Raw genomic sequence first — 24,905 nt, forward strand, 5'->3', positions numbered from 1 at the left:
CGCGGGAGACGGGGGGGGGGGGGGGGGCGCCCCCCCCCCCCCGCCCCGCCCCCCGCCCCCCCCCCCCCCCCCCCCCCCCCCCCCCCCCCCCCCCCCCCCCCCCCCCCCCCCCCCCCCCCCCCCCCGCCCGCCCCCCCCCCCCCCCCCCCCCCCCCCCCCCCCCCCCCCCCGGCAGCGTTTTACACGACTCGGGGAGGACACACATGGGCGTCACGCTCGCCAAGGGAGGCAATGTCTCCCTCTCCAAGGTCGCACCCAACCTCACCCAGGTGCTGGTCGGGCTCGGCTGGGACGCACGCTCCACCACGGGAGCCGATTTCGACCTCGACGCCAGCGCACTGCTGTGCCAGTCGGGCCGCGTGCTCGGCGACGAGTGGTTCATCTTCTACAACAACCTCACGAGCCCCGACGGCTCCGTCGAGCACACCGGTGACAACCTCACGGGGGTGGGCGACGGCGACGACGAGTCCGTCATCGTCCGTCTGGACCAGGTACCCGCCCACTGCGACAAGATCGTCTTCCCGGTCTCGATCCATGACGCGGACAACCGGGGCCAGGCGTTCGGCCAGGTCAGCAACGCCTTCATCCGTGTCGTCAACCAGGCCGACGGCCAGGAGCTGGCCCGCTACGACCTGAGCGAGGACGCCTCGACGGAGACCGCGATGATCTTCGGCGAGCTCTACCGGTACAACGGCGAGTGGAAGTTCCGTGCAGTCGGCCAGGGGTACGCGTCGGGCCTGCGCGGCATCGCTCTAGACTTCGGCGTCAACGTTTCGTAGCGCCGCGCTCGGCGCGGGGGCCCCGACACACCGGGGGAGCCTTTTACCAACACGATGGGGTAGCCAGTGGTTCTGAAAACCTTCGGCTGGTCGTTCGCGGTCACCGCGCTCGGCCTGGTCGCAGCGATTTTCTACGGGGGGTGGCAGGCATTCGGCATCGTCGCGATCCTGTCCGTCCTGGAGATTTCGCTGTCCTTCGACAACGCGGTGATCAACGCCGGAATCCTGAAGAAGATGAATGCCTTCTGGCAGAAGATCTTCCTCACCATCGGCATCCTCATCGCCGTCTTCGGTATGCGACTGGTCTTCCCCGTCGTGATCGTGGCCGTGAGCGCCCAGCTCGGGCCGATCGAGGCCATCGACCTGTCCTTCAATGACCCGGACAGGTACAAGGAACTGGTCACGGACGCCCATCCGTCGATCGCGGCCTTCGGTGGCATGTTCCTGTTGATGATCTTCCTCGACTTCATCTTCGACGAGGACCGCGACATCCACTGGCTGCGCTGGATCGAGCGTCCGCTCGCCAAGCTCGGCAAGGTCGACATGCTGTCGGTCTGCGTCGCGCTGATCATCCTGCTCTTCACCGCCACGACCTTCGCGACCCAGGCCCACCAGCACGGCGGCGGACACGCCGACAAGGCGGCCACGGTCATGCTCTCCGGCATCGCCGGTCTGATCACCTACCTCGTCGTCGGCGGGCTCTCCGGATTCTTCGAGGGCAAGCTGGAAGAGGAGGAGGAGCGCGAGCACGAGGCCGAGGAAGAGGCCAAGAAGAAGGGCAAGCCCGTCACCGGGGTCGCCCTCGCCGGAAAGGCCGCGTTCTTCCTCTTCCTCTACCTGGAGGTCCTGGACGCCTCGTTCTCCTTCGACGGCGTCATCGGCGCCTTCGCGATCACCAACGAGATCGTGCTGATGGCCCTCGGCCTCGGCATCGGCGCCATGTACGTCCGTTCGCTCACCGTCTACCTGGTGCGCGAGGGCACGCTCGACGACTACGTCTACCTGGAGCACGGCGCGCACTACGCGATCGGCGCGCTCTCGATCATCCTGCTGATCACCATCCAGTACCAGATCAACGAGTTCATCACCGGCTCGGTCGGCGTGATCCTGATCGCCCTCTCCTTCTGGTCCTCGGTCCGGCGCAACCGCGCTCTCGCCGCGGAATCCGAGGGCGGCGGCTCGGGAAGCAAGTCCGAAGTGTCCACCGGGGTGTGACCCGGTAAGGATTGAGGAACGCTCTCTGCGGGGCGGCCCACACGGCGACGGCTCTCCGGGATCTCCCGGACCCGGCCCGGTGGCCGCCCCGCGGCGATGTCCGGGGCGCGCGAACAGGTGGGGGTTGGTATGGGATTCTTCGACGGCCTGTGGCCGGGGCGCGCGGCGCAGTTCGACTCGGGCAACTCGACGTCGAGCGCGATCGTGCTGTCCAAACGCAACGCGACGATCTCGCTCAGCAAGCAGGGGGCCCTGTCGGGCAACCTCCGGGTCAACCTGTCCTGGCGGATGCGGACCTCGGACATCGAGGGCCGGTCGCGCCAGAGCGGCATGCTGCGGCGCCCCCTCCAGCTCTTCAAGCCCGAGGTGGTCCAGGCGCACACCCAGGGCGTCGTCAACGTCGACCTGGACCTCGGCTGCATGTACGAGCTGATGGACGGCACCAAGGGGGTCGTACAGCCGCTGGGCAGTCTGATCGGTGACCTCAACGGCCCGCCCTACGTCCGGCTCAGCGGCGACGACCGGTTCGGCGCGCCCTCGGGGGAGACGGTCTACGTCAACCTCGACCAGCGCGACCAGATCAAGCGGCTGCTGTTCTTCGTCTACATCTACGACCGGACGCCCGCGTTCGACCGTACGCACGCCAAGGTCACGCTCTACCCGGGCAACGGCCCGCGCATCGAGATCGAGCTGGACGAGCGCGCACCGCAGGCCCGCTCCTGCGCGGTGTTCACCGTGGAGAACATCAAGGACGAGCTGATCGTGCGCCGTGAGGTGAAGTTCGTGTACGGCTTCCAGTCGGAGCTGGACCGGCTGTACGGCTACGGCATGCAATGGGGGCGCGGCTACAAGTCCCGGACCTGAGTCCGGTCGGCCGTGAGGGCCCGAGGACGGACACGGGAACCGGCTCGGGGCGGCTCAGGACCGTACGAACTGCGGACCTTGTGGAGGCAGCACGAAATGGGGGTCGGGCGCGTGCGCGGCGGCTGCCGCGGGCTGCGGATAGCCGTACGCGGGCGGCTCGGCGGCGGGCTGCGGATAGCCGTAGGCCGGCTGGTGGGCCGCGGCGGCAGCGGGGTGCGCGACCGGTTGCGGATAGCCGTAGGAGGGCTGCTGGTGCTGGACCGTGGCCTGGGAGTCCGGCCCGGGCCCGGGCGGCACGGCCGGCGGCGGGGGCACGGCGGCGGGGAGGCGCCCCGCGTCTGCCGCTGCGGCCGGGGCCTGCGCCCCGTTCACCGGTTGCGCCCCGCTCACCGCCTCCGACTCGTCCACCGAGATGCCGAAGGCGGTGGCCAGGCCGATCAGGCCGGTGGGATACCCCTGGCCGACCGCGCGGAACTTCCATCCCTCGCCGCGGCGGTAGAGCTCGCCGCAGATGATCGCCGTCTCTTCTCCGGTCTCCGGCCGGACATCGAACACCGCCAGCGGCTCGCCCTCGGCGAACGCGGCGTCGAACAGAAGTATCCGCAGGTCCAGGACGTGTTCGAAGGCGGCCCCGTCGGAGGAGGCCGCGATGACCACCTGGTCCACCGACGCGTCGAGCGCACCGAGGTCCGCCTCGACCGTGTCCGTCAGCCCTTCCGGGACGCTGCGCTTCGGCAGCCGCCGGACCAGGCCCGAGGGGTGCCGGGGCTGGTTGTAGAAGACGAAGTCCTCGTCGGACCGCACCCGGCCGGACGCACCGAGGAGCAGGGCGGAGGCGTCCACGTCGGGAATCCCGGCGCCCGGGGTCCAGCGCAGCACGGCCCGGACGGCCGCGGCATCGACGGGGACGTTCGAGCCCTTCAGCATCGTGTGCGTCATGACCGTCATCCTGCCTGCTGGGGGCCCGTGCGGACAACGCGGGGGGCGGCACGAGCGTGCCCCGGGGCGGCGCGGGCAGGACGTGACAGTACCGGGAGAGGCGCCGGGACGAGAGGCGGGTAACCGGAAATTCATGTACATGGGGAACTGTTGACACCCGTCCGTACGTACTATTACCGGCCATGCGTTGTCCGGCCGGTCAGGCAGTTCGGGGGAAAAACATGCGTCACTTCGGGCATATATCGCCCACTGCCCGCGAGGGGCTGTTCTTCAAGGAGCCCTGCACCTTCACCGCGGACTCCCCGGCGCGGATGCTCTCCGTCGCCCTGGGAGCCACGCTCTACTCCCCGGCCACCCGGCCGTCGCTCGCCGACGACGTGCTCAAGCAGGCCGCACGCGGGGTCGTCTCCATGGTGCTGTGCCTGGAGGACTCCATCGACGACGCCGAGGTCTCCGGCGCCGAAACCAACCTGATCAGGCAGTTTGCCGCGTTGGCCGCCCGGGACACGGCATCCGGGACCCGAGGGGCGGAGCCGGGGAGCCGGCAGGCCGGGTCGGGGGCCGGCGCCCCGGGCCCGGACGATGCCACGGGCGCGGCAGGCACCGATGTGCCGCTGCTCTTCATCCGCGTACGGGAACCGGCTCAGATCACCGACCTGGTACGGCGCCTCGGCGACTCGGTCCGGATGTTGTCCGGTTTCGTACTTCCCAAATTCACCGAAGACCGTGGCCGACAGTTCCTGGAGGCCCTGGCCGAGGCCGAGACGGCCTGCGGACGACGGCTCTTCGCCATGCCGGTCCTCGAATCCCCCGAGCTGCTCCATCTGGAGACGCGCGGCGAAATTCTCCAGGGCATCGCCCGCAGCGTGGAGAAGCACCGGGACCGGGTGCTCGCCCTGCGCCTCGGCGTCACCGACTTCTGCTCGGCCTACGGACTCCGCCGCGCGCCCGACATGACGGCCTACGACGTGCATATCGTCGCCTCCGTGATCGCCGACGTGGTCAACGTGCTCGGCCGGGCCGACGGCACCGGCTTCACGATCACCGGCCCGGTCTGGGAGTACTTCCGCCGCCAGGAGCGCATGTTCAAGCCCCAGCTGCGCCGCAGCCCCTTCCTGGAGGGCCGGGCCGAGGAGCTGCGTACGGCCCTCATCGAGCACGACCTCGACGGACTGCTCCGGGAGATCGAGCTGGACCGCGCCAACGGGCTGCTCGGCAAGACCTGCATCCACCCGTCGCACGTGGCGCCCGTCCACGCACTGTCCGTGGTCAGCCACGAGGAGTACACCGACGCCCAGGACATCCTGAGCCCCGCGCGCGGGGGCGGCGGGGTGCTGCGCTCGGCGTACACGAACAAGATGAATGAAGTGAAGCCCCACCGGGCCTGGGCCGAGCGCACGCTCCAGCGGGCCGAGGTCTTCGGAGTGGCGAGGGAAGACGTCGGCTTCGTGGACCTGCTGGCCGCCGGCCTGACGAACTGAGCGCGTGTCGATGAGCGAGCGCGCGACGAGAGAAGAGACCGTGGACGTGGTGTGGTCGGGCAGCTGGGTGGCGGAGCGACTGGGAGTCGCCCTCGAAGGCGACGGAGAGCTCCGGGAACTGCTGGGCCTGGCCCTGCGCCGCAACCCCAAGCGGGCGCATCTGCTGGTGTCCAACGTGCTGGGCAAGCACGTGCCCCAGCGTCCCTCCGTCGTCCACGGGACCGGGTTCGAGCTGGGTGAACGGGTACGCGCGCTCCTCGGCGCCGAGGAGGCCCGCCGCGCGGTGGTCCTCGGTTACGCGGAGACCGCCACCGGCCTCGGCCACGCGGTCGCGGACGGCCTGCGGGACGCCCCGTACCTGCACTCCACCCGTCGACCGGTGGCGGGCGTCGAACAGGCGGGCGGCTTCGAGGAGTCCCACTCGCACGCCACCTCGCACCTGCTGCTGCCGGAGGACCGGGACCTGCTGGCGAGCGGCGGGAGGGGGGCCGACGCCTCCGTGCTGGTGCTGGTCGACGACGAGTTCTCCACCGGCAACACGGTCCTGAACACCATCCGCGCGCTGCACACCCTGCACCCGCGCGAGCGGTACGTGATCGTCGCCCTCGTCGACATGCGCTCCACCGACGACCGCGACCGGCTGAGCGCCTTCGCCGCCGAGATCGGCGCCCGCGTCGACCTGGTGACGCGCAGCACCGGAACGGTCGCCCTGCCGGACGGCGTGCTGGAACACGGCCAGGCCCTCGTCGCGGCCCAGGAAGCTGAACAGGCTGAACAGGCGGAACAGGCGGACCTGGCAGCTCGGGCCGGGCGGGTGCGGCGGCCCGCGGGGGCCGCCGGAGGCGCGGACACCGCCCCCGTCGTCCGCGTCGACCTCGACTGGCCGGCCGCCGTGCCCGACGGAGGCCGGCACGGCTTCACCCCCGCCCATCGGGCGGCGCTGGAAGCGGCGCTCCCGGGCATGGCGGACCGGATCGCGGCCACGCTGGGCGACCACACCGGTCCCCGCCCCCGCCGGGTCCTCGTCCTCGGCTTCGAGGAGCTGATGTACGCCCCGCTGCGCCTGGGCACCGCCCTGGAAGACGCGCTGGGAACCGACGCCGAGGTCCGCTACTCCACCACCACCCGCTCACCCGTCCTGGCCGTCGACGACCCGGGCTACGCGATACGCACCCGCCTCGTCTTCCCGGCCCACGACGACCCGGCGGACGGCCCCGGCGACCGGTACGCGTACAACGTGGCGGGCGCCGGCTTCGACGCGGTGGTCGCCGTCGTCGACTCCACCGCAGACACCCCCGAACTGCACGCCTCCGACGGGCTGTTGGCCCGGCTCGCCGAGCACACCGGTCGCGTACTCCTCGCGGTCGTCCCCTCGTACACCCCCACACCCGTTCCCCACCGGCAGGAGCCCGCCGTGCTGCCCGAGCCCCTCCGAGGCCCCGACTTCTCCAGCTACGCGCCGGACGACGTCGGCTGGCTGCTCCAGGACCTCTCGGACACCGAACTGGAAGCGCCCACCGAGGAGCGCGAGGAGGCGATCCAGAGCGGCGGCGCGCACTACGCGGAGTCGCTGCCCGTCGAGTACCAGCCGAGCGCCGCCTACCAGGCCCTGTTCACCGCGGCCCTCAAGACCTCCGCCGCCCGCATCGCCCGCGCGGTCGGCACCGTCACCGAGACGGTCCTCGCCGAACGCGGCCCCCGCCCCGTGCTCGTCTCGCTCGCCCGCGCCGGAACCCCGGTCGGCGTGCTGATGCGCCGCTGGGCCCAGCACCGGCACGGCCTGGACCTGCCGCACTACGCCATCTCCATCGTCCGGGGCCGCGGCATCGACGCCACCGCCCTGCGCTGGCTGGCCGCCCATCACGGCCCGGCCGACGTGGTGTTCGTCGACGGCTGGACGGGGAAGGGCGCGATCACCCGCGAACTGGCCGCGGCCATCACCGAGTTCGAGGCCTCGGGAGGGCCCGTCGGCTTCGACCCGGAGATCTCGGTGCTCGCCGACCCGGGCGGCTGCGTGCGGACGTACGGCACCCGCGAGGACTTCCTCATCCCCTCGGCCTGCCTCAACTCCACGGTGTCCGGCCTCATTTCCCGCACGGTGCTCCGCGCCGACCTGGTCGGCGCGGACGACTTCCACGGCGGGAAGTTCTACCGGGAACTGGCGGACTCCGACGTCTCGGGACTCTTCCTCGACACGATCGCCGCCCGCTTCGACGAGGTGGCCGGCCAGGTCGAGACAGCGGCCAAGGAACTCCTCGCCGCCGACCGTGCCCCGACCTGGGAGGGCTGGGCGGCCGTCGAGCGGATCAGCGAGGAGTACGGCATCCACGACGTCAACCTGGTCAAGCCGGGCGTCGGCGAGACCACCCGGGTCCTGCTCCGCCGGGTCCCCTGGAAGATCCTCGCCAAGCGCGGCGCCGGCGCGGACCTGGAGCACATACGGCTGCTGGCCGAACAGCGCGGCGTCCCGGTCGAGGAGGTCGACGACCTCCCGTACAGCTGTGTCGGTCTGATCCACCCCCGGTTCACGCGCGGCGCGACGGGCGCGGACGGCAAGGCGGTGCAGGGCGCATGAGCGCGACCTCACCGGCCACCCTGGTGGCGAGCGACCTCGACCGCACGCTGATCTACTCGGCGGCCTCGCTCGACCTGTCGATGCCCGACGCGCAGGCGCCGCGGCTGCTGTGCGTGGAGGTGTACGGCCACAAGCCCCTCTCGTACCTGACCGAGACGGCCGCCGCCCTCCTCACCGAGGTGGCGACCTCCACCGTCTTCGTCCCGACGACCACCCGCACCCGCGAGCAGTACGGGCGCGTCCACCTCCCCGGCCCCGCCCCCCGGTACGCGATCTGCGCCAACGGCGGCCACATCCTGGTCGACGGCGTCTCCGACCGCGACTGGCAGCGGCGGGTGGAGGCCCGCATCGCGCAGGAGTGCGCCCCGCTCACCGAGATCCGCGCCCACCTCGCCACCACCGCCGACCCGGCCTGGCTGCTCAAGGACCGGGTCGCCGAGGACCTCTTCGCCTACCTCGTGGTCGAGCGCTCCCTGCTGCCCGAGGAATGGGCGAAGGAACTGGCAGCCTGGGCCGGACCGCGCGGCTGGACGGTCTCCCTCCAGGGCCGCAAGGTCTACGTGGTCCCGGCGCCGCTGACCAAGAGCGCCGCGATGCACGAGGTCGCCCGCCGCACCGGCGCCACGCGCACGCTCGCCGCCGGGGACTCCCTCCTCGACGCGGACCTGCTGCTCGGCGCCGACCTCGGCTGGCGCCCCGGCCACGGCGAACTGGCCGACGAGGGCTGGCGGGCCCCGCACGTGGTGGCCCTGGAGGAGCGGGGATGGGCCGCGGGGGAGGAGATCCTGCGGCGGTTCCTGGCGGCTGCGGCTGTCTGAGTTCCCCTGCGAGCGGGCGCGGGTTGCGCGAGGCTGGGGCCATGACCAAGGGCAACGACACCACGATCACGGACGAGCTGTACGCGTACATGCTGGCCCACAACCCGCCGCTGGACCCGGTCCAGCGGGAGCTGGTGGACACCACGTACGCACGGTTCCCCGACCACGCGGGCATGCAGTCGGCCGAGGAACAGGCCCCGCTGCTCGCCTTCCTCGTCCGGCTGGTCGGCGCCCGGCACGTGGTGGAGGTCGGCACGTTCACCGGCTTCAGCGCCCTCGCGATGGCCCGGGCGCTGCCCGCCGACGGCACGCTGATCGCCTGCGACATCTCGGAGGAGTGGACGGCGTACGGCCGGGAGGCCTGGGAGAAGGCGGGCGTCGCGGACCGGATCGACCTGCGCATCGCCCCCGCCCTGGACACCTTGCGCGCGATGCCCGCCGAGCCGCACATCGACTTCGCCTACCTGGACGCGGACAAGGGCGGCTACATCGCCTACTGGGAGGAGCTGGTGCCCCGGATGCGGCAGGGCGGGGTCATCGCCACGGACAACGTGCTCTTCCACGGCGGGGTCACGGACCCGGGGGCGACCGGTCCGACGGCGGCGATCAAGGAGTTCAACGACCACGTGAGCGCCGACGACCGGATGGACAGCGTCCTGCTGACGGTCTCGGACGGCCTGACACTCTCCCGCAAGAAATAGGCCCCCGGCTGTTACGGGGGCCCAGGGGCGACGGCCGGGCTCAGCCGCAGCACCCGCCCCCGCAGCAGCCCCCGCCCCCACCGCCGCCGGAAGGCGCGGGAGCGGAGCCCGACCCACCGCCCACGGCCACGGCGGACAGCAGCTTGACGGTGTCGTCGTGGCCTGCGGGGCAGGCGGCGGGGTCCGAGGACCGAGCCATGGGGCGACTGACTTCGAACGTGTCTCCGCAGGTGCGGCAGCGGAATTCATAGCGAGGCATGGGCTCAGGCTAGAGCCATCGCGGCCGGGGGGCTACGGCCCCCTACCGGTAGCCCCAGGGGCTGCCGGTCGCCCCCAGAAGCTGCCGGTCGCCTCAGGAGCCGGTGCCGCGTTCCTCGCGGATGTCGGAGACGACCCGGGCGGCGGTCTGCCGCACGGCCTCGGTCTCCGTCAGGAAGTGCCAGTAGTCGGGGTGGCGCCCCTCCAGACCGGCGATGGCGCGGTCCAGCCGTGCCACGGAGTCGTCCAGGGGCCTGGCGTGCCGGGGGTCGGGCGTGTGTCGGCCCGCCATGGCGAGGCGCTGGGCGTCCCGCACCGCGAACCGGGTCCGCTCGATCTCCTGCTGCGGGTCCTTCGCCACGGCGTTCAGCTGCTGCAACCGGTCCCCGGCGGCGGAGACCGCCTCGTCCGTGGCGTTGAGCAGGGCGCGGACCGTGGACAGTCGGGACGTGGCGTCCGCCCAGCGCTGCTCGTCGCGCGCCTTCGCCGCCTCCGCGAGCTTGTCCTCGGCCTGCCGGATATTGACGGCGGCCTGCTCCGGAACAGGCTGGAGGTCCTGCCAGCAGGCGGCCGAGAAGCGCCGCCGCAACTCGCTGAGCACCGGCTCCACCGAGCCCGCCCGGGTCGTCAGGGCCTGCGCGCGGGTCCGCAGCGAGACGAGCCTGCGGTCGATCTCGGCGGCCCGCTCGGGCAGCCGCTCCGCCTCGGTGCGCACGGCCTCGGCATCGCGCAGCACCGCGTCGGCCCGCTGGAGGGTCTCCGCGACGCCGTGCGTTCCCGCGCCCTGGTTCAGCTTGGTCAGCTCCGGGGCGAGCGCGGCGAGCCGGGCGGCCAGCTCATCGGCCCGCAGCCCCGCGGCCCGGGCGCCGTCGAGGGCGTTGCTCGCGCCCAGGAGCGCCTGCCGGGCCCGCTCGACGGCCGGGGCGAGCCGGGCGAGCTGCGTCTCCGCGCTGCCCAGCAGGGGCTCGAGCCCCTGGGCGAAGCGATCCAGCTCGCCCTTGACCCGTACGAGGTCGTCCTTGGCCCGGTTCAGCTCGGTGCGGGCCCGGGAGGCGACGGCGGGCTCCAGATCGTCCCGGTCCAGGTCGTGGCTGTCGACGGCGGTGATGTAGGTGTGACTGACCTCGTCGATGCGCCGGCCGAGCGAGGCGAAGTCCTCGGAGGCCCTGCGGCCGCGCGAGGAGTTGTCCACGGCATTGATGGTCTCGACGGAGATCCGGAGATCGCGCTGGGCACTGTCCAACTCGTAGAAGGCCTCCGCGGCGGCGTCCTTCGCGGCCTGTGCCTCGGCCCGCTCGTTCTCTCCGCGCCCGCCGAACCACCGGCGCGTACCGCCCCCGGCGAAGGCGGCGGGCAGCGCGGCGAGCACGAGGGGCACGGGCAGGAGCATCAGCGCCAGGAGATCCCGGCCACCGGAACGGCCCCGTCCGCCGGGCCTCCGCGGCCTTCCGGGGGCGTGCTGCCCCGGCAGGTCCCGACCACTGTGGACGGCGGAACTCCCACCCGCTCCTGCCTCCGGCCGCGCGTGTGTCGCCGTCACATCCCTCTCCCGTGCCGATTCGCCCTGCCCGGTACATTCTCCCACCAGTAAGGACGAACACACGGGTCGGTTAGTTCGCGCTTCGCACGGTGACTTGGCCGTTGTCGCTGCGTGCCTTCACCACATGCGCGCTGTCGTCGCCCCGCGGCACCCCGATCGAGACGTCCCCGTTGTCGGCGGAGGCGTTCACCGCGTACTTCTGCCCGCCCGGCGGGAGGTCGATGGTGATGCCCCCGTTGTCACTCACGGTGTCCACGAGGTCGGGCACGGAGCTGAAGTCCAGCCGGATCTCCCCGTTGTCGGCACGGGCGACCACGGAGGCGGCGGATATCCGGTCAGCCCGGATCTCCCCGTTGTCGCTCTTCAGCTTCAGCGCGCCGCGGGCGTCCCGGACGTTGATCTCCCCGTTGTCCGACGAGAGGTCCAGCGCACGGTCGAAGCCGGTGGCGCTGATCGTCCCGTTGTCCGACGAGGCCGTCACCTCGACCCCGCGCGGCACCTTCACGCGGTGCCGGGCCTCGCAGTTGTTGATCAACGCGTCACACTTCACCCGGAGAGTGAGGGTGTCGCCCTCCATGCTCCAGACAGGGTCGGGCCCGCTGCCCAGCACCACCCACCCGTCGACCTGCCGCTCCACCTCGACCTGCTCCACGTCGGCCGGCACGAGGTCCACGGTCGCGTTCTCGGAGTCGATGGTCAGGGTCTTCCCCTCCAGATCGAACGACTTGCGCTCGACGGGGGCGCCGTCGACGTCCGTACTCCCGCACCCCGTGAGAGCCAGGGCCAGCAGCGCGACCCCACTCCCCAGAGCGAGGGCCCGCCCGGCTGCTCCACGGAGCGTGCGGGTCGCTGCGCTCGTCACGATGTCCACGGTGATCGTTCCCCCAGTACGTGCTGCCGGACGGTGCCGCACCGGACCTCACTGCCGGTGCACTCGAACCGTATGTCGCCGACGCCCGCCGACGGCATCCGGACGGCTACCGTCTCGTGGTGGGGTTAACCCCCGGCCGCGGTCCCGGTCAGGGCCCCGGTTCCGACCGCGATCCGGGCCCCGGCCCGACCTCGGTCCCTGCCCCGGCCCGACCTCGGCCCGGCTCCGCCCAGGAACGGTTTATGAGCAGGGGCCCGGCTCCATGTACGCTGTTGCCTCATCCACGGGTGCGTAGCTCAGGGGTAGAGCGCTGCTCTTACAAAGCAGATGTCGGCAGTTCGAAACTGCCCGCGCCCACCAGTACGAGGGCCCCCGACCGATCATGGCCGGGGGCCCTCGGCGTCTCCCTCGCGTCCACGATCAACGCGCGCGGTCACTCACCGCCTCCGCGATCGACAGGCTGTTCTCGTAGAGGTGGTGCCGGGTGATCCGGCCGTTCTCGACGGTGAGGCGCAGCGCGAACGGTCCATCGAAGGATCTGCCCGTCGCGCGTACGGTCCCCGACAGGTGGCCCGTCAGGACGGCGTCGGTGCCGTCGACGAGGAAGGTGTCAACAGAGGCTCGTGCGTCCTCGGGAACGGTGTGCTCCGTCAACTCCGTGAACTGGGCCGCGCATTCGGCGGCCGTGGACCGGGGGTGGATCCACGGTACGGCCGGGTTCTCGGCGAGCAGCCAGTCGACCTCGTCGGCGAAGAGCTCCGTGAGCCGGGCGGTGTCACCGGCCAGCCGGGCGGCGAGGAAAGCCTGGACCACGGCCCGGGTCGTTTCGGCGGGGGAAGGCGTGGCGTCGGCCGAACTCACCGTGGCGGTGCGGGGCGTTACGGACATGGTGCTCTCCTCGCTGCTGGGGGCGGGGCCCGTTGGGGCCGGCCTCGCGTCGATGGGTTCGATCCTGCCGGGGTGGGCGGCCGCGGTCGATTACGTCGGAGGTCATGGCGGAGGACGGGCCTACGCTGATCCGGTGCGCCGCGAGAGAGGCGGATGAACGTTTCGTCGTCCATCGCCCCCGTACGGTGACGCAGACTGCGGCGGTACGACGGTCTGACCGCACGACGGGGAACGAGAGGGCGGTTCATGGGGCAGGCGCTGGCGGAGATCCTGGACGAGGCGGCACGCGGGCGTTTTCCGGAGACCGACGGGAGGACGACCGTGGTCGCCGCGCCGAACGGTCGCGACACGGGGGTGATCGCCTTTACCGCGCACTCGGTCGTGTTCACCGATGAGGACCCCGAGTGGGTCCACGCGACGCTGGCCGCCCTGGAATGCGATGCGCTGGCCGCCACCATGCACCCCCGCTTCCTGACGGCCTTCCTGGAACGCACCGGGCGGGTCACCGACACGATCGACCTCCTGACCGTGGCGTCCTCGCTGCCCGGCGAACCCGGGCTGGAGCTGCGGGAGGTCACCGATCCCGTCCACCCGCGGGTGATGAGTGCCCGCCTGCGCCGGGACGGGGTGCGGATGTGGGAGACCGACGGGGGAGTGCTGGTGCTCGGACGCGGGGTGGCGGGGCGTTGGGAGGTGGCCGTCGAGCTCGACGAGGACGCCCGGCACCGGGGCCTCGGGCGTGCCCTCGCCACCGCCGCACGGCACCTCGTGCCCCCGGGCGAACCGCTCTGGTCGCAGCAGGCCGCGGGCAACGCGCGCAGCATCCGGGCGTTCCGGGCCGCCGGGTTCCGCCCGGTCGGCTCGGAGGCGCTGCTGCTCGCCCGCGGCCAGGGACAGGCCGCCGGGGGAGCGTGAGGGCTCTGCCTGGTTCTCCGTACGACGGCCGAGGCCTCCCGCTACTCTGCTCGCCATGATCGACTCACCCACGAGCCCCACGGACACCGAGGTGGCCTCAGCCGTGGCGCTTGCCGGGGCCGAGGTCGTGCGCGCCCGGTACGGGCGGCGGCACACCCGTGTCGACAAAGGGGCCGGGGATTTCGCCGCCGGGATCGCCCTGTGCCGGGCCGCCGGCTGCGTCGTCACCGGGGTCGACGGCGGTCCGGTCGGGCCTGGGGGCCGTGGGCTCGTCGTGGCCGCGGATGTCGAACACACGGGCTGCTGCTGTCCTTGATCAGCGGTCCCGTGCGGAGTTCCTGAGCCACTGCCCGTGCCGAGGTGTGCGTGTGCCCGCCCCGCCGCGTCTCCCTCAGACGTGAAGCTCGGGCGGGAGGCCGGTCCAGCGGAGCTCGGCGGGCAGGTGGCCGGTGTCGTTGAACAGGAGGAGGGCCGGGGGGCGGCCGGGCGCGTAACGGATGACGGTCAGTGCGGCGTTGGCGTGGTTGATGCCCAGCCAGCGCCACTTCGGGGCGTCCAGCGCGGCCCGGACGAGCCAGCCGACGAGGAAGTTGTGGGTCACGAGGAGTTCGTGGCGGGGCTCGTCGCCCTCGACCGTGCCCGTGAACCGTGCGAGAGCCTGCCGGGCCAGCCCGGGGCCCTGCTCGCGCTCCGCCGCCGGGAACCCGGCCAGCCGGGCGAGCGTCTCGTCGGCCGACTCCGCCGGCAGATCCTCCCGTCGCGGCAGGTACGGGATGTAGTCGCCGGCCGGTTCGGACCGCAGCAGAGGAACGCCCGCCAGCCGCTCGCCGACCAGCCGCGCCGTCTGCTCGGCTCGCGGGAGCGGGCCGTGGTGGATCGCCGTGATGGGGGCCCCGCGGAGCCGCTCCCCGAGCAGGGCGGCCTGACGGCGGCCGTCGTCGGTCAGCGTGCTCTCGTCGGTGGAGGCCCGACCGTGCCGGGTGAGGTACAGGTAGCGGGCAGCCGTTGCCGTCATGGGCGGGTCCTCCGTCGCGGGTCACGATCGTACGAACGTCCACGGGGACGCCGGGCCACGAGCGGACGGTTCCGCCGAGGTGAGCGTGGGGGGCAGGGGGGCGCCCTCCCGGGATGCGCGGGGGCAGTGGCCGGGGCACCGTGGAGGCATGGCCGAGCACCCGCCCGTGATCGTCTATCCGCCTTCCGCGACCGGAGGGCGGCGGGTCACCGTGCACGGGCAGATCGTGGGCCTGGCGCACGGGCGGGGCGAGGTGGCCGCGCTGCTGCGGGCCGCGGGGTTCGCCCCGGGGCCCGACAAGGTCGTCGAGCTGGACCGGCCGGGGCTGATCGAATGGCGGGGCGGCGACCTCGACACCTGGGAGTGATCCCGTGAAACGTCGTCGAACGGTACGGGAGAGCGCCTCCGTCGAACCGCCGCCGGGCTATTACGGCGCCGGGGGCGAGCCGCCCGACGCGACACAGCGCGCGCTGATCCTGGACTGGATCGTGAGCCGGCGCATCGCGAGCGGCTGGCGCGTCGAGTCGCGTTCGGAGAGTCAGGTGGTGCTGGTGCGCGGACAGCCGGTGAACCATGTGCTGCACGCCTTCCTGACCGTCTTCTCGTGCCTGGCGTGGGGAGTCGTGTGGGCAGGCGTCGCCCTGGTCAACCGTGTCGAGCGGGTGGTGCTCACCGTCGACGCCCAGGGGCGCGTCGTCACGGTCGGCGCACCGTGACGCTCACCCGAACGGGCGCGTCCGGGTGGCCCTGTCCAGGGGCAGGGAGGAGCGTCGGAGCTGATCTGCACGCACCACCAGGGCAGGTCAGGACAACAGGCGCCCGGCGCCTCGTTCCGGCTAAGGAGTCCTCATGTCGCAGCCCAGCTCGCCCGCACCCGGCACCTCGCGCCCCGCCGATCCCCGCCCGGGCGGCACCTCCGGCAGCCCGTGGGCGGCCGGGGGAACGGTGTTCGCCGGTGTCCTGCTCTTCGTGGACGGCATCCTCGGCGTGCTGAAGGGCATCGCGGGGATCGCCTCGAACGACGTCTACACGCGGATCAACGACTACGTCTTCAAGTTCAGCGTGACCTCGTGGGGCTGGATCCACCTGATCCTCGGCGTGATCCTCATCCTCGTGGGCTGGGGCATCCTCAAGGGCGCGACCTGGGCCCGCGGCGCGGGTGTCGTTCTCGCCTCGCTGAACCTCATCGCCAACTTCATGTGGCTCCCGTACACCCCGGTCTGGGCCATCGTCACCATCGCGATCGACGTCTTCGTCATCTGGGCCCTGTGCACCGACCGGTCGAACCCGAGCGACCTGACGCGGAGCAGCTGAGCGACGGGCGGACGGGCGGGCGAACGGCCTTGCGGCGGGGCGGTCGGCGGCGACGGGTGTGCGTTGTCAGTGGGGCGGTCCACACTGGAGTCATGTGCCGCAGCATCAAGACGCTCCGCCCGCCCGCCCTCCCCGAAGAGGCCACCGAGGAGGACATGCGGGCCGCCGCCCTTCAGTACGTACGCAAGGTCTCCGGGTTCCGCGCGCCCGCCGCGCACAACCGGGAGGTCTTCGACCAGGCCGTCGACGAGATCACCGCAGCCACGATGAGGCTGCTCGACGGCCTGGAGATACGGGGCGCCGCGGCCCGGGGCTGAGGCGTCCCGTTCGTACGCCGGCCCCTCCGGAGCGTCCTTCCGGTCACGGGGCGGCCGGCGCGGGCGCCGACACCGGTCCCGGCCCGCCGAGGGCGGTCGGCCCGCCCGGGGAAGCGGTGCCGGGTGCGGACGCGGGCGCCGGCACGGACACGAGCGGGGGCGTCCTTACCTCCGCTGCCGTCGCCGCCACCGCTGCTGTCGCCGCTGCTGTCGCCGTCGCTGTCCCGGCCTCGGCTTCGGTCTCCGTCTCCGTCGCCGTCCGCGCCGCTGGGCGCTTCACCACGAACGCGGCCAGCGCGCCCGCCAGGAACAGGGCCAGCACGGAGACGGCCGTGCCGAACCAGGTCGAACCCAGCCACCGGCCGCCGAAGTAGCCGAGCCCCACGCTGTAGCCCGCCCACGCCAGGCCCGCCAGCGCGGACCAGGGGAGGAAATCCCGCTTCCTGCGGTGGGCGGCGCCCGCGCCGAGGGAGACCACGGAGCGGCCCGCGGGCGCGAACCGGGCGATGATCACCAGTGCGCCGCCGCCCCGGCTCAGCGCCGCGCCGAGGCGTTCCTGCGCGGAGGTGAGACGCCGGGAGCGTGCGATGGCCCGGTCCAACCGGTCGCCCCCGCGCCAGGCGAGCCGGTACGCGACGAGGTCGCCGAGCACCGAGGCGGTGGCCGCGCACAGGATCAGTACGACGAGTGAGGGAACCTGCCCGCCGGTGCCTTCACCGGCGCCGCTGACGGTGGTGGTGCCCGCTGCCGCCGCCGTGGCGGCCGTGATGACGAGAACACCGCTGGGAAGCAGGGGCAGGAAGACGTCCAGGAGAACGGAGAGGGCGACCACCGCGTAGATCCATGGGCTGCTGGTCAGCGCGCCCACACTCTCTAGCACCGTCTACTACTCCCCGATCGTGTCAACGCCGCGTCGTCGCAGGGGAGCGGCAGGGGCGGCAGGTTCAGCTGTACAGCGTACGCGTGAGGGTGATCCGGACATCGCCCAGGGCGGGTGATGTCGTGCAGGTCACGTACACCTGGAGGCCTTGTGCCCGTTAGGCGGGGAGAACGACCGGCACGAGCGAGGAGCAGCGCATGACGGCATGGATGGTACGGACGGGACACGGTCCGGCGCACCCGGATTCGGGGCGGCGGGGGACGGCGGAAGGAGAGGGCGACGCGAAGTCGCGGGGCCGGGGGATCGCAGGGATGCCCGGTGTGCTGGCGGGCACGGCGGCCCTGATGGCGCTGGCCTGCGGTGTCGGCGTCGCTCACGGTACGGACGGCGGCGCGTCCGACGGCTCCGGCCACGGCGCGGCGCACGGCGCGCACGGGGCTCCTGCGGCGGGGCCCTCGGCGCAGGAGTCGGGCGGCGGTGGAGACCCGAGCCGCGTCGATGGCGTGGCCGCGGCGGGCGGCGGTTCGTGGATGCGGGCGGCGGGGGTGTTCTCCCCGCCCGGCTCGTTCGTCCCGTCCGACGCGCTGACGTACGACACCCGTCTGGTGCCGGCGGGCGCGCGGATCGAGGTCACCGAGTTCGCGGCCCCGTCCGGCAACCGGGTCGGGGCCCGGTTGCGGGGGCTCGTGCCCGGCCGTGCGTACGGGATGCACGTGCACACCTCGCCCTGCGGCGCCGATCCCGCCGCCGCCGGGCCGCACTACCAGCACCGTCCGGCGGCGACCGCCGACCCGGTCAACGAGGTGTGGCTGGACTTCCGGGCGGACGAGGAGGGTGACGGGCGGTCGGAGGCCCTGCACGGCTGGGGCTTCCGGGAGGGCGGGGCGCGGTCGGTGATCATCCACGACCGGCAGGGCGGTGCGGGGGAGCGGGCGGCCTGCTTCACGGTGCCGTTCGGGCCCCACGGGCGGGAGTGACGGGGCTTCGTACGCCGGGCGGACAGCGGCGTACGGCGGTGTCCCGCTCCTCCGCGTCACCGGAGGTCGGGGCACCGCCGTACGCCCCCGCCGCTGTGTGCGAGGAAGCAGTCGGCCGGTCAACGGCCGGTCGGCCGGGTCACCGCCGGGACGGCCGATCTTCGCCGGGACGGCGGTAAGACCGGGAGACGGGACGGCGGTCAGACCGGGACACGGGACGACGGTCAGACCGGGACGGCCGGGGCCTTGTCGCGCCGAGGGGTGCCCTGGCCGTCGGCCGCCGTGTTCCGGGAACCGAAGAAGCGGTCCAGAGCGACGGCTCCCGGTCCGGTGAAGACCAGCAGCAGGAACGCCCAGCAGAACATCGCCGAGGCCTCGCCGTTGTTCTGGAGCGGCAGGAACGCCTCGGGCTGGTGGACCTTGAAGTACGCGTAGGCCATCGACCCCGAGGCGAGGAACGCCGCGGCACGGGTGCCCAGGCCCAGGGCGACCAGGGACCCGCAGACCAGTTGGATCAGAGCGGCGTACCAGCCTGGCCAGGTGCCCGTCTCCACCTCGTTGCCCCCGAGCACTCCGAAGAGCGTGGCGGCACCGTGGAAGGCGAAGAGCAGGCCGACGACGAAGCGGAAGAGGCTGAGAACGTAGGGCTGGGCCTGGTTCAAGCGGATGAGCATGGGGGGCGGGCTCCTTCGGTCGTGGTGGGGACGTGAACCGATTGAGCGCCACAGGTTAGGGAAACCTCACCAGTGCTTGCAAGTTCAACATTCGGTCGGGTGGCTGAAAATCGCCTCATTCTCAGGGGTGAGTGAACGCTCAAGAACCGCTTCGAGCTGGGCCCCCTGCTTGCTCGCCTTGGCCTGGACCAATGTCAGCGCAGACTTCCGGCCATGCATTGAGAGCGTCATGAGCTGGTTGCCGAACCAGGGGCCGCCTGCCCTGTGCCAGGTCACCGGAGACTTCCGCATGCGACCGTGGCGGCTCAGCAGCCGGCCGATCCGTCGGCCCACCCGGCTCCAGCCGAAACGGAAACCCGTCCGGATCGACCGGGGGATGGAGTTGTGCACGGGGGAGCAGGTCAGCTGGAGGACCCGGGAGGCGGGGGCGCCCCCGGGCTCGGGACCGGAACCGGCCCCGGGGTCGGAGCCCGGTCCGGGATCGGGCTTCGGCCACCGCGGCTCGGCGATGTACGCGTGGTGCACATCGCCCGAGAGGACGCATACCGTCGCCGGTGCGTCGGGGCCGCTCCCCGCCTCCCGCAGCAGCTCGGTGAACCGGTCGAAGGATTCCGGGAAGGCGGCCCAGTGCTCCAGGTCGGACGCGCGGCGCAGCTTCTCGCCGAAGCGGGCCCAGCGTTGCCCGCGTACGCCCGCGCACAGGGCGGCGTTCCAGCGCTCCGCTTCGTGGACGAGCGGGGGCAGGAGCCACGGCAGGGAGCTGCCGATGAGGAGATGATCGTAGGAAGAAGGGTCGCCGAGGACCGCGTCCCGCAGCCAGACGGCCTCCTCGGCGTCGAGCATCGCCCGCTGATCCTCGGCCAGGACGCGGGCCGCGCGGGTGTCGACCATCACCAGCCGTACTCGGCCGAAAACACGCCGGTAGCTCCACCGGGTACGGGCGGGATCCGCGTCGGTCTCGGCGGCGAAGCGGCGCAGCGCCTCGGTGCCGTCGGGCGAGGCTCTGACCGCCGCGTACACGGGGTCGGCGGCCAGCTCGGCGGGGGAGAGATTGCCCAGGTGCTGGTGGACCCAGTACGACATCAGCCCGCTGACGATCCGCTCGTGCCACCAGGGCGTGGCGCGCATCTCGCGCTGCCAGGCGGCGCTGGTGTTCCAGTCGTCGATCACGTCGTGATCGTCGAAGATCATGCAACTGGGGACCGTGGACAGCAGCCATCGGACCTCGGGATCGCGCCACGATTCGTCGTAGAGGTAGGTGTACTCCTCGTAGTCCGCGATCTCCGCGCCCGGCGGCTCGCCCAGGTCCCGGCGGGCGGCGAGCCTGCGCCGGGTCGCCCCTGAGGTCTCGTCCGCGTACACCTGGTCGCCGAGGAGCAGCAGGACGTCGGGCCGCTCGGCCGTCGGATCCGCGGCGAGGTGGGCGGCCAGGGTCACCAGGGCGTCCGGGCCCACGGGGTCGTGCCCGCCGCCGGGGGCGGCAGCCCACCGGCACGACCCGAACGAGATGCGCACCCCGTCCGGCTCCGCCCCCGCGTCGTCCGGCTCCGCCCCGGCGCACTCCGGCGCGCCCCGCGGTGCCGCCGCCGATGGCGTGGTGATGGTGCTCGGCGGGAGGCGGGCGTCGTCGGGCGGCCAGACGCGCCGGGATCCGATCAGCACCTCGTACGCCGTGGTGGAGCCGGGGGTCAGTCCCGTCACGACGACCAGGGCGTAGTGGTGCCCGGCCACCGAGAAGGTGGGCGACGCCCCCGAGGCGCCGTCCGCGCACCGGACCTCCACGGTGCACGGACGGCTCGCCTCGACCCAGACGGTCGCGGTGGCCCCGGACTCCCAGTCGACGTACCGCAGCAGTGGTCCCAGGCGTAGCCCGGCCATGTGATATCTCCTCGCGACGCCGTCACGGATGGGGTCCGTAACGTACAGAACGCGGGAGGAGCGTGCACGCGTTCCGGTGGGCCGGGTGCCGTGCGAGGGGTCAGGGAGTCGGCCGGCGGCCGTACGTGGTGGTCAGCAGCCGTTCAGGGCGGACTGGAGGGCGCTCTTCTCGGCGGAGTCCACGGTCAGGTTGTACTGCTTCTTGACGTGGACCCAGGCGCGGACGTAGGTGCACTTGTACGAGGAGCTCGGCGGCATCCACTCGGCCGGGTCCTTGTCGCCCTTGGACTGGTTCACGTTGTCGGTGACCGCGATGAGCTGGGGGCGCGTCAGGTCGTTGGCGAACGACTGGCGCTGGGCGGTGGTCCAGCTGCTCGCGCCGGAGCGCCAGGCCTCGGCGAGCGGGACCATGTGGTCGATGTCCACATCGGAGGCGGCGCTCCAGGTGGCGCCGTCGTAGGTCGAGTACCAACTGCCGCTGACCGCGGCGCAGGAGGAGTCCTGCTGGACGTTCGTGCCGTCGCGCTTGAGGACGACCTCGCGGGTGTTGCAGGCTCCCGACTGGGTGATCCAGTGCGGGAACTTGTCGCGGCTGTAGCCGCTGGACGAGCCCTCCGCGCCGACCGGGAGCTGGCCCAGGTAGGTGCGTGCGGTCGCCGCGCTGACCGGGGTGGGCATGGCGGCCTGCGCGCTCGGGGCGGTGAACAGGGTGGACGTTGCGGCGAGCGCGGCGGTTGCGGCGACGACCGAGAGGCGACGCGCGTAGACACCGGACATGCGAACTCCCTTGATGTGGGGGGTGCTTGGGCGGGCGTGCGTAGGCCCGGCCATCGTGGCGACGCCAGGTTTCCGTGGGGTGGGCGTCAGGTAACAGAGTGGCGACATGTGCACGTCACATCAAGGGGTGTGCAAGGGGAGTGACGGATCGCGGGAGCGCGCGGAACCGTCACGGGTGGTTTGTCCGGGCGGTGTTGGGCGTCGGTCGGCGGCTCGGGGGCGCTCGGGTTCCCGGGCGCGCCCCCGGGAGCGGCCCTGGGGGCAGTCCTATCGTTGCCGCGTGCTGCTTCCGGTCTCCCCCACCCTCGGCGTCGCCCTCGCCGTCCTGCTGGCCCTCGCCGCCGCCGTCGCCGCGTGGGCCTCGCTGGGCCGGTCGCGCGAGATCCTCGTCGCCGGAGCGCGGGCGGCGGTCCAACTCGCGGCCGTCTCCCTGCTCATCGGCTGGGTGGTCCGCTCCCTGGCGCCGCTCCTCGGGTTCGTGGCGCTGATGTTCGCCGTGGCCGTGTGGACCGCGGGGCGCCGGGTCACCGGCAACCGCACCTGGCGCTGGGCGGCCGTGCCGATCGGGGTGGGCGTGCTGCCCGTGGTGGGGGCACTGCTGCTCACGGGGCTCGTGCCGGTCCGGGGCCTGGCGCTCATTCCGGTGGCGGGCATCCTCATCGGCGGGGCGCTCACCGCGACCGTGCTCGGCAGGCGGCGCGCTCTGGACGAACTGGCCGGCCGGCGCGGCGAGGTGGAGGCGGGCATGGCCCTCGGGCTGCTCGACCGGGACGCCCGGCTGGAGATCGTACGGCCGGCGGCGTCGGACGCGTTGCTGCCCGGACTCGATCAGACCCGGACGGTCGGGCTCGTCACCTTGCCGGGGGCGTTCGTGGGCATGCTGCTGGGCGGCGCCTCACCCGTGGAGGCGGGCGCCGTGCAGCTGTTCGTCCTGGTGGCGCTGATGGCGGTCCAGACGGTCGCCGTCGCCACGGTCCTGGAGCTGGTCGCGCGCGGGCTGATGCACCGGGACTGAGCCCGGGGTGTTGTGCTTGCGCCGGGTCCCGGGGGTTGGCGCTGGGGCTGGGCCCCGGGGCGCGGTGCTGGGGCTGGGCCCCGAGGGGGTGGGGGCAGGGATGCGGCTCAGGCCTGGCCGATGTGCAGGCGGATCGAGCCGTCCCCGGCCGCCTCCACGCGCACTTGCGTCAGATCGTCGACATGGGCGTCCGGCGCGAGGGCCGCGGCGCGCGGGCCGACGCCCACGACGCGCATGCCCGCCGCCCGGCCCGCCGCGATGCCCGCCTCGGAGTCCTCGAACACGATGCAGTCCGCCGCGTCGAAGCCCAGCTCCGCCGCGCCCTTGAGGAAGCCCTCGGGGTCCGGCTTGCTGGCGCCGACCTGCTCGGCGGTGACGCGGACGGCGGGCATCGGCAGTGCGGCCGCGCCCATCCGGGCCGTCGCGAGTGCGGTGTCGGCGGAGGTCACCAGGGCGTGCGGCAGCTCGGCGATCGCGGCCATGAACGCGGGCGCCCCGCCGATCGGCACGACGCCCTCGACATCGGCGGTCTCCTCGGCGAGCATCACCCGGTTGTCCGCGTGGTTCTCCTCCATCGGGCGGTCCGGGAGCAGGACGGCCATCGTGGCGTACCCCTGACGACCGTGGACCACCTTGAGCGCGGCCTCGGGGTCCAGCCCGTGCTCGATCGCCCAGCGCCGCCAGCAGCGCTCCACCACCGCGTCGGAGTTCACGAGGGTGCCGTCCATGTCCAGCAGGAGGGCTTGAGCGGTGAGGACGGTGGGAGGCATCGGCTGCTCCAGGACGCGGGGAGGTGTGCGAACAGCCCGGGTGCGCGTGCCGCGGGGCAGGGCGTACACGGGCTGTGAAGGGTGCGCGGTACGAGGGTGCGGTACCGCGTGCGGTGAACAGAGCAACCCCCGCCCGCCGGTCAGGGAGTGCGGGCGGGAGCTACTTTGTTCCATCACGATACAAAAACAGGAGCCGGAACGCCAATCCCGCTGCCGGGCGGCCGGGCGGCCGGGCTCAGTGGCGCCCGTGTCCGTTCGTCTCCGCCTCCAGCACGCCTCGGGTGTTCGGCCCGTACACGCCGACCGGATCGCCCTCGATGTCCTGGTACGACTGGTAGATCACCACGGCGCTCCTCACCTGGTCGTTGTAGTTCCCGTCGAACGGCCCCGCATAGAGCCACACCTCCTTGAGCCTGTTCTGCAACTCGGTGACCTCCGGCCCGTGGTCGCCGGGGCGCAGCGAGGAGGCGGCCAGTCCCGGGGGCGGATCGGCGGGCGGTGCCGGAGGGGCGTCGTCGTCCGCGGTGGGTGACGCGCTCGCCTTCGGCGACGCGGACGCGCTGGCGGTCGGGGAGGACTCCCGGCTCTTCGCCGGCGATGCGGACGGGGGCGTCGATGCGGACGGTGTGGCCGAGGGGGATCGCGTACGGGGCGGAGCGGCCGAAGCGGAGGGTGACGGGGCCACCGACGCGGCCGGTTCCTCCTCGGTGTCCGGGGCGCTCGTGGTGGCCTCCGGCAGCGCTTCGTCCGTGCCGTCGTCGCCGCCGAACAGCCCGCCGGCGAAGGCCGCCGTGCCGACCACCGCGGCCACGGCCGCCCCCACGGCGAGCGCCCCGAAGGGGCGCCTGCGGCGCGGTCGCACGGGATCGGAGCCGAAGGCGGGGCCCGACCCCGCGGTGCGTCTGCGGCTTCCGTCCGGCGCGGGGCGGGTCGCACCGCCAGGGCTGCCGGGGCCGCCCGCACCCATGCCTGTGCCCGCACCCATGCCCATGTCCGTGCCCGCGTCCTGGGCGGCGCCAGCCAGGAACAGCGGCATCGTGGCCGCCGACGCCGCACCCGGGTCGATCGCAGGCTCCCCGGTCCCCGCGGCCCCCGCAGCCCCAGCCGTATCGGGGTCCGGCGGGACGGTCCCGGCGGCCGCGCCCTCCCACGTACCGGAGGCAGCCGCGCCCTCCCACGTACCGGACCCGGAACGAGACCCCCCGTCCCCGTCCCCGTCCCCGGCCGGTCCGGCGTGGTCCGTCAGCGTCACGTACGGCCGGATGCGCAGCGGGTCGAAGTCCTCGGCCGCGGCGATCTCCGCCGCGCGGGCGGCGCGCTGTTCGTCCTCCGTGAGCCGCGCCGCCGACGCGCCGACGCCGCACCGGCATGGCGCACGGTGCTCCGTGCCGGGCTCCCCGGCCGTCCGTCTCCCGCACTCCGGGCATGCGTGTCCGGTCATCGT

The 24,905-nt window shown here is 72.8% G+C and carries 26 protein-coding genes, 1 tRNA gene and 1 pseudogene; 16 read left to right on the forward strand and 12 right to left on the reverse strand.

The genetic code is table 11. The features are described 5' to 3' along the window. Positions 1-203 precede the first annotated feature (203 nt). The 3 genes from ACIRJT_RS06775 (at position 204) to ACIRJT_RS06785 (ending at position 2,858) form a co-directional block, all read left to right on the forward strand. Positions 204-779, forward strand: coding sequence for a TerD family protein (locus tag ACIRJT_RS06775; protein WP_402011684.1), 576 nt, complete (start codon positions 204-206; stop codon positions 777-779). 66 nt (positions 780-845) lie between these two features. Next, positions 846-1,994, forward strand: coding sequence for a DUF475 domain-containing protein (locus ACIRJT_RS06780; RefSeq protein WP_403905497.1), 1,149 nt, complete (start codon positions 846-848; stop codon positions 1,992-1,994). Between the two features lie 129 nt (positions 1,995-2,123). Then, on the forward strand, positions 2,124-2,858 hold the full coding sequence (locus tag ACIRJT_RS06785; protein ID WP_403905499.1) for a Tellurium resistance: 735 nt from the start codon (positions 2,124-2,126) through the stop codon (positions 2,856-2,858). Between the two features lie 54 nt (positions 2,859-2,912). Here ACIRJT_RS06785 and ACIRJT_RS06790 read toward each other — a convergent pair whose 3' ends face one another. After that, entirely contained in the window at positions 2,913-3,797 is an 885-nt protein-coding gene (locus tag ACIRJT_RS06790) for a TerD family protein (protein WP_403905501.1), read from the reverse strand. 221 nt (positions 3,798-4,018) lie between these two features. Here ACIRJT_RS06790 and ACIRJT_RS06795 point away from each other — a divergent pair, with 221 nt between their 5' ends. The 4 genes from ACIRJT_RS06795 to ACIRJT_RS06810 are packed head-to-tail and all read left to right on the forward strand — an operon-like array spanning position 4,019 to position 9,372. Continuing rightward, on the forward strand, positions 4,019-5,278 hold the full coding sequence (locus ACIRJT_RS06795; RefSeq protein WP_403905504.1) for an HpcH/HpaI aldolase/citrate lyase family protein: 1,260 nt from the start codon (positions 4,019-4,021) through the stop codon (positions 5,276-5,278). Between the two features lie 10 nt (positions 5,279-5,288). Beyond that, positions 5,289-7,853: a phosphoribosyltransferase gene (locus ACIRJT_RS06800; protein WP_403905507.1), complete on the forward strand. Its 2,565-nt coding sequence runs from the start codon at positions 5,289-5,291 to the stop codon at positions 7,851-7,853. After that, complete coding sequence (locus tag ACIRJT_RS06805; RefSeq protein ID WP_403905509.1) at positions 7,850-8,671, forward strand: HAD family hydrolase; 822 nt, start codon at positions 7,850-7,852, stop codon at positions 8,669-8,671. Before ACIRJT_RS06800 ends, ACIRJT_RS06805 begins: the two co-directional genes overlap by 4 nt. Before the next feature lie 41 nt (positions 8,672-8,712). Continuing rightward, positions 8,713-9,372, forward strand: coding sequence for an O-methyltransferase (locus ACIRJT_RS06810; RefSeq protein ID WP_403905511.1), 660 nt, complete (start codon positions 8,713-8,715; stop codon positions 9,370-9,372). Between the two features lie 40 nt (positions 9,373-9,412). On the opposite strand, the gene ACIRJT_RS06815 is transcribed toward ACIRJT_RS06810, so the two are convergent. The 3 genes from ACIRJT_RS06815 to ACIRJT_RS06825 all read right to left on the reverse strand — a co-directional run bounded on the left by ACIRJT_RS06815 (position 9,413) and on the right by ACIRJT_RS06825 (position 12,041). Beyond that, entirely contained in the window at positions 9,413-9,631 is a 219-nt protein-coding gene (locus ACIRJT_RS06815; protein WP_403905513.1) for a zinc ribbon domain-containing protein, read from the reverse strand. Between the two features lie 93 nt (positions 9,632-9,724). Continuing rightward, positions 9,725-11,170, reverse strand: coding sequence for a hypothetical protein (locus ACIRJT_RS06820; protein ID WP_403905515.1), 1,446 nt, complete (start codon positions 11,168-11,170; stop codon positions 9,725-9,727). 70 nt (positions 11,171-11,240) lie between these two features. Next, on the reverse strand, positions 11,241-12,041 hold the full coding sequence (locus tag ACIRJT_RS06825) for a DUF4097 family beta strand repeat-containing protein (protein ID WP_403905517.1): 801 nt from the start codon (positions 12,039-12,041) through the stop codon (positions 11,241-11,243). Between the two features lie 285 nt (positions 12,042-12,326). Between ACIRJT_RS06825 and ACIRJT_RS06830 the strand changes: the two genes are divergently transcribed. Then, positions 12,327-12,401, forward strand: a tRNA-Val gene (locus ACIRJT_RS06830). Between the two features lie 60 nt (positions 12,402-12,461). Here ACIRJT_RS06830 and ACIRJT_RS06835 read toward each other — a convergent pair. After that, on the reverse strand, positions 12,462-12,929 hold the full coding sequence (locus ACIRJT_RS06835; RefSeq protein WP_403905520.1) for a nuclear transport factor 2 family protein: 468 nt from the start codon (positions 12,927-12,929) through the stop codon (positions 12,462-12,464). A 246-nt stretch (positions 12,930-13,175) separates the two neighbouring features. On the opposite strand from ACIRJT_RS06835, the gene ACIRJT_RS06840 reads away from it, so the two are divergent. Next, entirely contained in the window at positions 13,176-13,844 is a 669-nt protein-coding gene (locus tag ACIRJT_RS06840) for a GNAT family N-acetyltransferase (RefSeq protein WP_403905522.1), read from the forward strand. 169 nt (positions 13,845-14,013) lie between these two features. Further along, positions 14,014-14,186, forward strand: a pseudogene (locus ACIRJT_RS06845) (inositol monophosphatase family protein); the annotation flags it as partial. A gap of 49 nt (positions 14,187-14,235) precedes the next feature. Here the strand turns inward: ACIRJT_RS06845 and ACIRJT_RS06850 are convergent. Continuing rightward, on the reverse strand, positions 14,236-14,859 hold the full coding sequence (locus ACIRJT_RS06850) for a histidine phosphatase family protein (protein ID WP_403905523.1): 624 nt from the start codon (positions 14,857-14,859) through the stop codon (positions 14,236-14,238). Between the two features lie 148 nt (positions 14,860-15,007). Between ACIRJT_RS06850 and ACIRJT_RS06855 the strand changes: the two genes are divergently transcribed. The 4 genes from ACIRJT_RS06855 (at position 15,008) to ACIRJT_RS06870 (ending at position 16,490) form a co-directional block, all read left to right on the forward strand. After that, positions 15,008-15,226 (forward strand): hypothetical protein, encoded by a 219-nt coding sequence (locus ACIRJT_RS06855; protein WP_007459297.1) that lies wholly within the window; start codon positions 15,008-15,010, stop codon positions 15,224-15,226. Positions 15,227-15,230: 4 nt separating this feature from the next. Further along, entirely contained in the window at positions 15,231-15,575 is a 345-nt protein-coding gene (locus tag ACIRJT_RS06860) for a hypothetical protein (RefSeq protein WP_403905526.1), read from the forward strand. Between the two features lie 133 nt (positions 15,576-15,708). Beyond that, positions 15,709-16,173: a hypothetical protein gene (locus ACIRJT_RS06865; protein ID WP_403905529.1), complete on the forward strand. Its 465-nt coding sequence runs from the start codon at positions 15,709-15,711 to the stop codon at positions 16,171-16,173. Positions 16,174-16,265: 92 nt separating this feature from the next. After that, positions 16,266-16,490 (forward strand): DUF2277 domain-containing protein, encoded by a 225-nt coding sequence (locus ACIRJT_RS06870; protein WP_403905532.1) that lies wholly within the window; start codon positions 16,266-16,268, stop codon positions 16,488-16,490. Between the two features lie 43 nt (positions 16,491-16,533). Here ACIRJT_RS06870 and ACIRJT_RS06875 read toward each other — a convergent pair whose 3' ends face one another. Further along, positions 16,534-17,370, reverse strand: a complete 837-nt coding sequence (locus tag ACIRJT_RS06875) for a DedA family protein (protein ID WP_403905534.1) — start codon at positions 17,368-17,370, stop codon at positions 16,534-16,536. 197 nt (positions 17,371-17,567) lie between these two features. On the opposite strand from ACIRJT_RS06875, the gene ACIRJT_RS06880 reads away from it, so the two are divergent. Then, positions 17,568-18,347, forward strand: a complete 780-nt coding sequence (locus tag ACIRJT_RS06880) for a superoxide dismutase family protein (RefSeq protein WP_403905537.1) — start codon at positions 17,568-17,570, stop codon at positions 18,345-18,347. 224 nt (positions 18,348-18,571) lie between these two features. Here ACIRJT_RS06880 and ACIRJT_RS06885 read toward each other — a convergent pair whose 3' ends face one another. The 3 genes from ACIRJT_RS06885 to ACIRJT_RS06895 all read right to left on the reverse strand — a co-directional run bounded on the left by ACIRJT_RS06885 (position 18,572) and on the right by ACIRJT_RS06895 (position 21,676). Beyond that, positions 18,572-19,021, reverse strand: a complete 450-nt coding sequence (locus tag ACIRJT_RS06885) for a DoxX family protein (RefSeq protein WP_403905540.1) — start codon at positions 19,019-19,021, stop codon at positions 18,572-18,574. Positions 19,022-19,105: 84 nt separating this feature from the next. Then, positions 19,106-20,899 (reverse strand): alkaline phosphatase D family protein, encoded by a 1,794-nt coding sequence (locus tag ACIRJT_RS06890; protein ID WP_403905542.1) that lies wholly within the window; start codon positions 20,897-20,899, stop codon positions 19,106-19,108. A 132-nt stretch (positions 20,900-21,031) separates the two neighbouring features. After that, entirely contained in the window at positions 21,032-21,676 is a 645-nt protein-coding gene (locus tag ACIRJT_RS06895; protein WP_403905545.1) for an HNH endonuclease family protein, read from the reverse strand. A gap of 280 nt (positions 21,677-21,956) precedes the next feature. Here ACIRJT_RS06895 and ACIRJT_RS06900 point away from each other — a divergent pair, with 280 nt between their 5' ends. Next, the gene (locus ACIRJT_RS06900; protein ID WP_403905548.1) at positions 21,957-22,691 is read left to right on the forward strand and encodes an ABC transporter permease; all 735 of its coding nucleotides are present in this window, start codon (positions 21,957-21,959) and stop codon (positions 22,689-22,691) included. Positions 22,692-22,798: 107 nt separating this feature from the next. Here ACIRJT_RS06900 and ACIRJT_RS06905 read toward each other — a convergent pair whose 3' ends face one another. Both ACIRJT_RS06905 and ACIRJT_RS06910 read right to left on the reverse strand, forming a co-directional pair. Continuing rightward, a complete protein-coding gene (locus ACIRJT_RS06905; RefSeq protein WP_403905550.1) occupies positions 22,799-23,461 on the reverse strand; it encodes an HAD-IA family hydrolase in 663 nt (220 codons plus the stop codon). Between the two features lie 235 nt (positions 23,462-23,696). Next, complete coding sequence (locus ACIRJT_RS06910) at positions 23,697-24,902, reverse strand: peptidoglycan-binding domain-containing protein (RefSeq protein ID WP_403905553.1); 1,206 nt, start codon at positions 24,900-24,902, stop codon at positions 23,697-23,699. Between the last annotated feature and the right edge of the window lie 3 nt (positions 24,903-24,905).

The organism is Streptomyces sp. NPDC102283 (genome assembly GCF_044766265.1).
Taxonomy (GTDB): Bacteria; Actinomycetota; Actinomycetes; order Streptomycetales; family Streptomycetaceae; genus Streptomyces.

Bases quoted from the DNA above. Each gene is read 5' to 3' on its own strand.
- ACIRJT_RS06910 (WP_403905553.1), bottom strand. From the start codon at position 24,902: ATGACCGGACACGCATGCCCGGAGTGCGGGAGACGGACGGCCGGGGAG.
- ACIRJT_RS06895 (WP_403905545.1), bottom strand. From the start codon at position 21,676: ATGTCCGGTGTCTACGCGCGTCGCCTCTCGGTCGTCGCCGCAACCGCC.
- ACIRJT_RS06840 (WP_403905522.1), top strand. From the start codon at position 13,176: ATGGGGCAGGCGCTGGCGGAGATCCTGGACGAGGCGGCACGCGGGCGT.
- ACIRJT_RS06815 (WP_403905513.1), bottom strand. From the start codon at position 9,631: ATGCCTCGCTATGAATTCCGCTGCCGCACCTGCGGAGACACGTTCGAA.
- ACIRJT_RS06800 (WP_403905507.1), top strand. From the start codon at position 5,289: ATGAGCGAGCGCGCGACGAGAGAAGAGACCGTGGACGTGGTGTGGTCG.
- ACIRJT_RS06890 (WP_403905542.1), bottom strand. From the start codon at position 20,899: ATGGCCGGGCTACGCCTGGGACCACTGCTGCGGTACGTCGACTGGGAG.
- ACIRJT_RS06885 (WP_403905540.1), bottom strand. From the start codon at position 19,021: ATGCTCATCCGCTTGAACCAGGCCCAGCCCTACGTTCTCAGCCTCTTC.
- ACIRJT_RS06785 (WP_403905499.1), top strand. From the start codon at position 2,124: ATGGGATTCTTCGACGGCCTGTGGCCGGGGCGCGCGGCGCAGTTCGAC.
- ACIRJT_RS06905 (WP_403905550.1), bottom strand. From the start codon at position 23,461: ATGCCTCCCACCGTCCTCACCGCTCAAGCCCTCCTGCTGGACATGGAC.
- ACIRJT_RS06880 (WP_403905537.1), top strand. From the start codon at position 17,568: ATGACGGCATGGATGGTACGGACGGGACACGGTCCGGCGCACCCGGAT.
- ACIRJT_RS06835 (WP_403905520.1), bottom strand. From the start codon at position 12,929: ATGTCCGTAACGCCCCGCACCGCCACGGTGAGTTCGGCCGACGCCACG.
- ACIRJT_RS06855 (WP_007459297.1), top strand. From the start codon at position 15,008: ATGGCCGAGCACCCGCCCGTGATCGTCTATCCGCCTTCCGCGACCGGA.
- ACIRJT_RS06795 (WP_403905504.1), top strand. From the start codon at position 4,019: ATGCGTCACTTCGGGCATATATCGCCCACTGCCCGCGAGGGGCTGTTC.
- ACIRJT_RS06805 (WP_403905509.1), top strand. From the start codon at position 7,850: ATGAGCGCGACCTCACCGGCCACCCTGGTGGCGAGCGACCTCGACCGC.
- ACIRJT_RS06790 (WP_403905501.1), bottom strand. From the start codon at position 3,797: ATGACGCACACGATGCTGAAGGGCTCGAACGTCCCCGTCGATGCCGCG.
- ACIRJT_RS06865 (WP_403905529.1), top strand. From the start codon at position 15,709: ATGTCGCAGCCCAGCTCGCCCGCACCCGGCACCTCGCGCCCCGCCGAT.
- ACIRJT_RS06870 (WP_403905532.1), top strand. From the start codon at position 16,266: ATGTGCCGCAGCATCAAGACGCTCCGCCCGCCCGCCCTCCCCGAAGAG.
- ACIRJT_RS06810 (WP_403905511.1), top strand. From the start codon at position 8,713: ATGACCAAGGGCAACGACACCACGATCACGGACGAGCTGTACGCGTAC.
- ACIRJT_RS06850 (WP_403905523.1), bottom strand. From the start codon at position 14,859: ATGACGGCAACGGCTGCCCGCTACCTGTACCTCACCCGGCACGGTCGG.
- ACIRJT_RS06775 (WP_402011684.1), top strand. From the start codon at position 204: ATGGGCGTCACGCTCGCCAAGGGAGGCAATGTCTCCCTCTCCAAGGTC.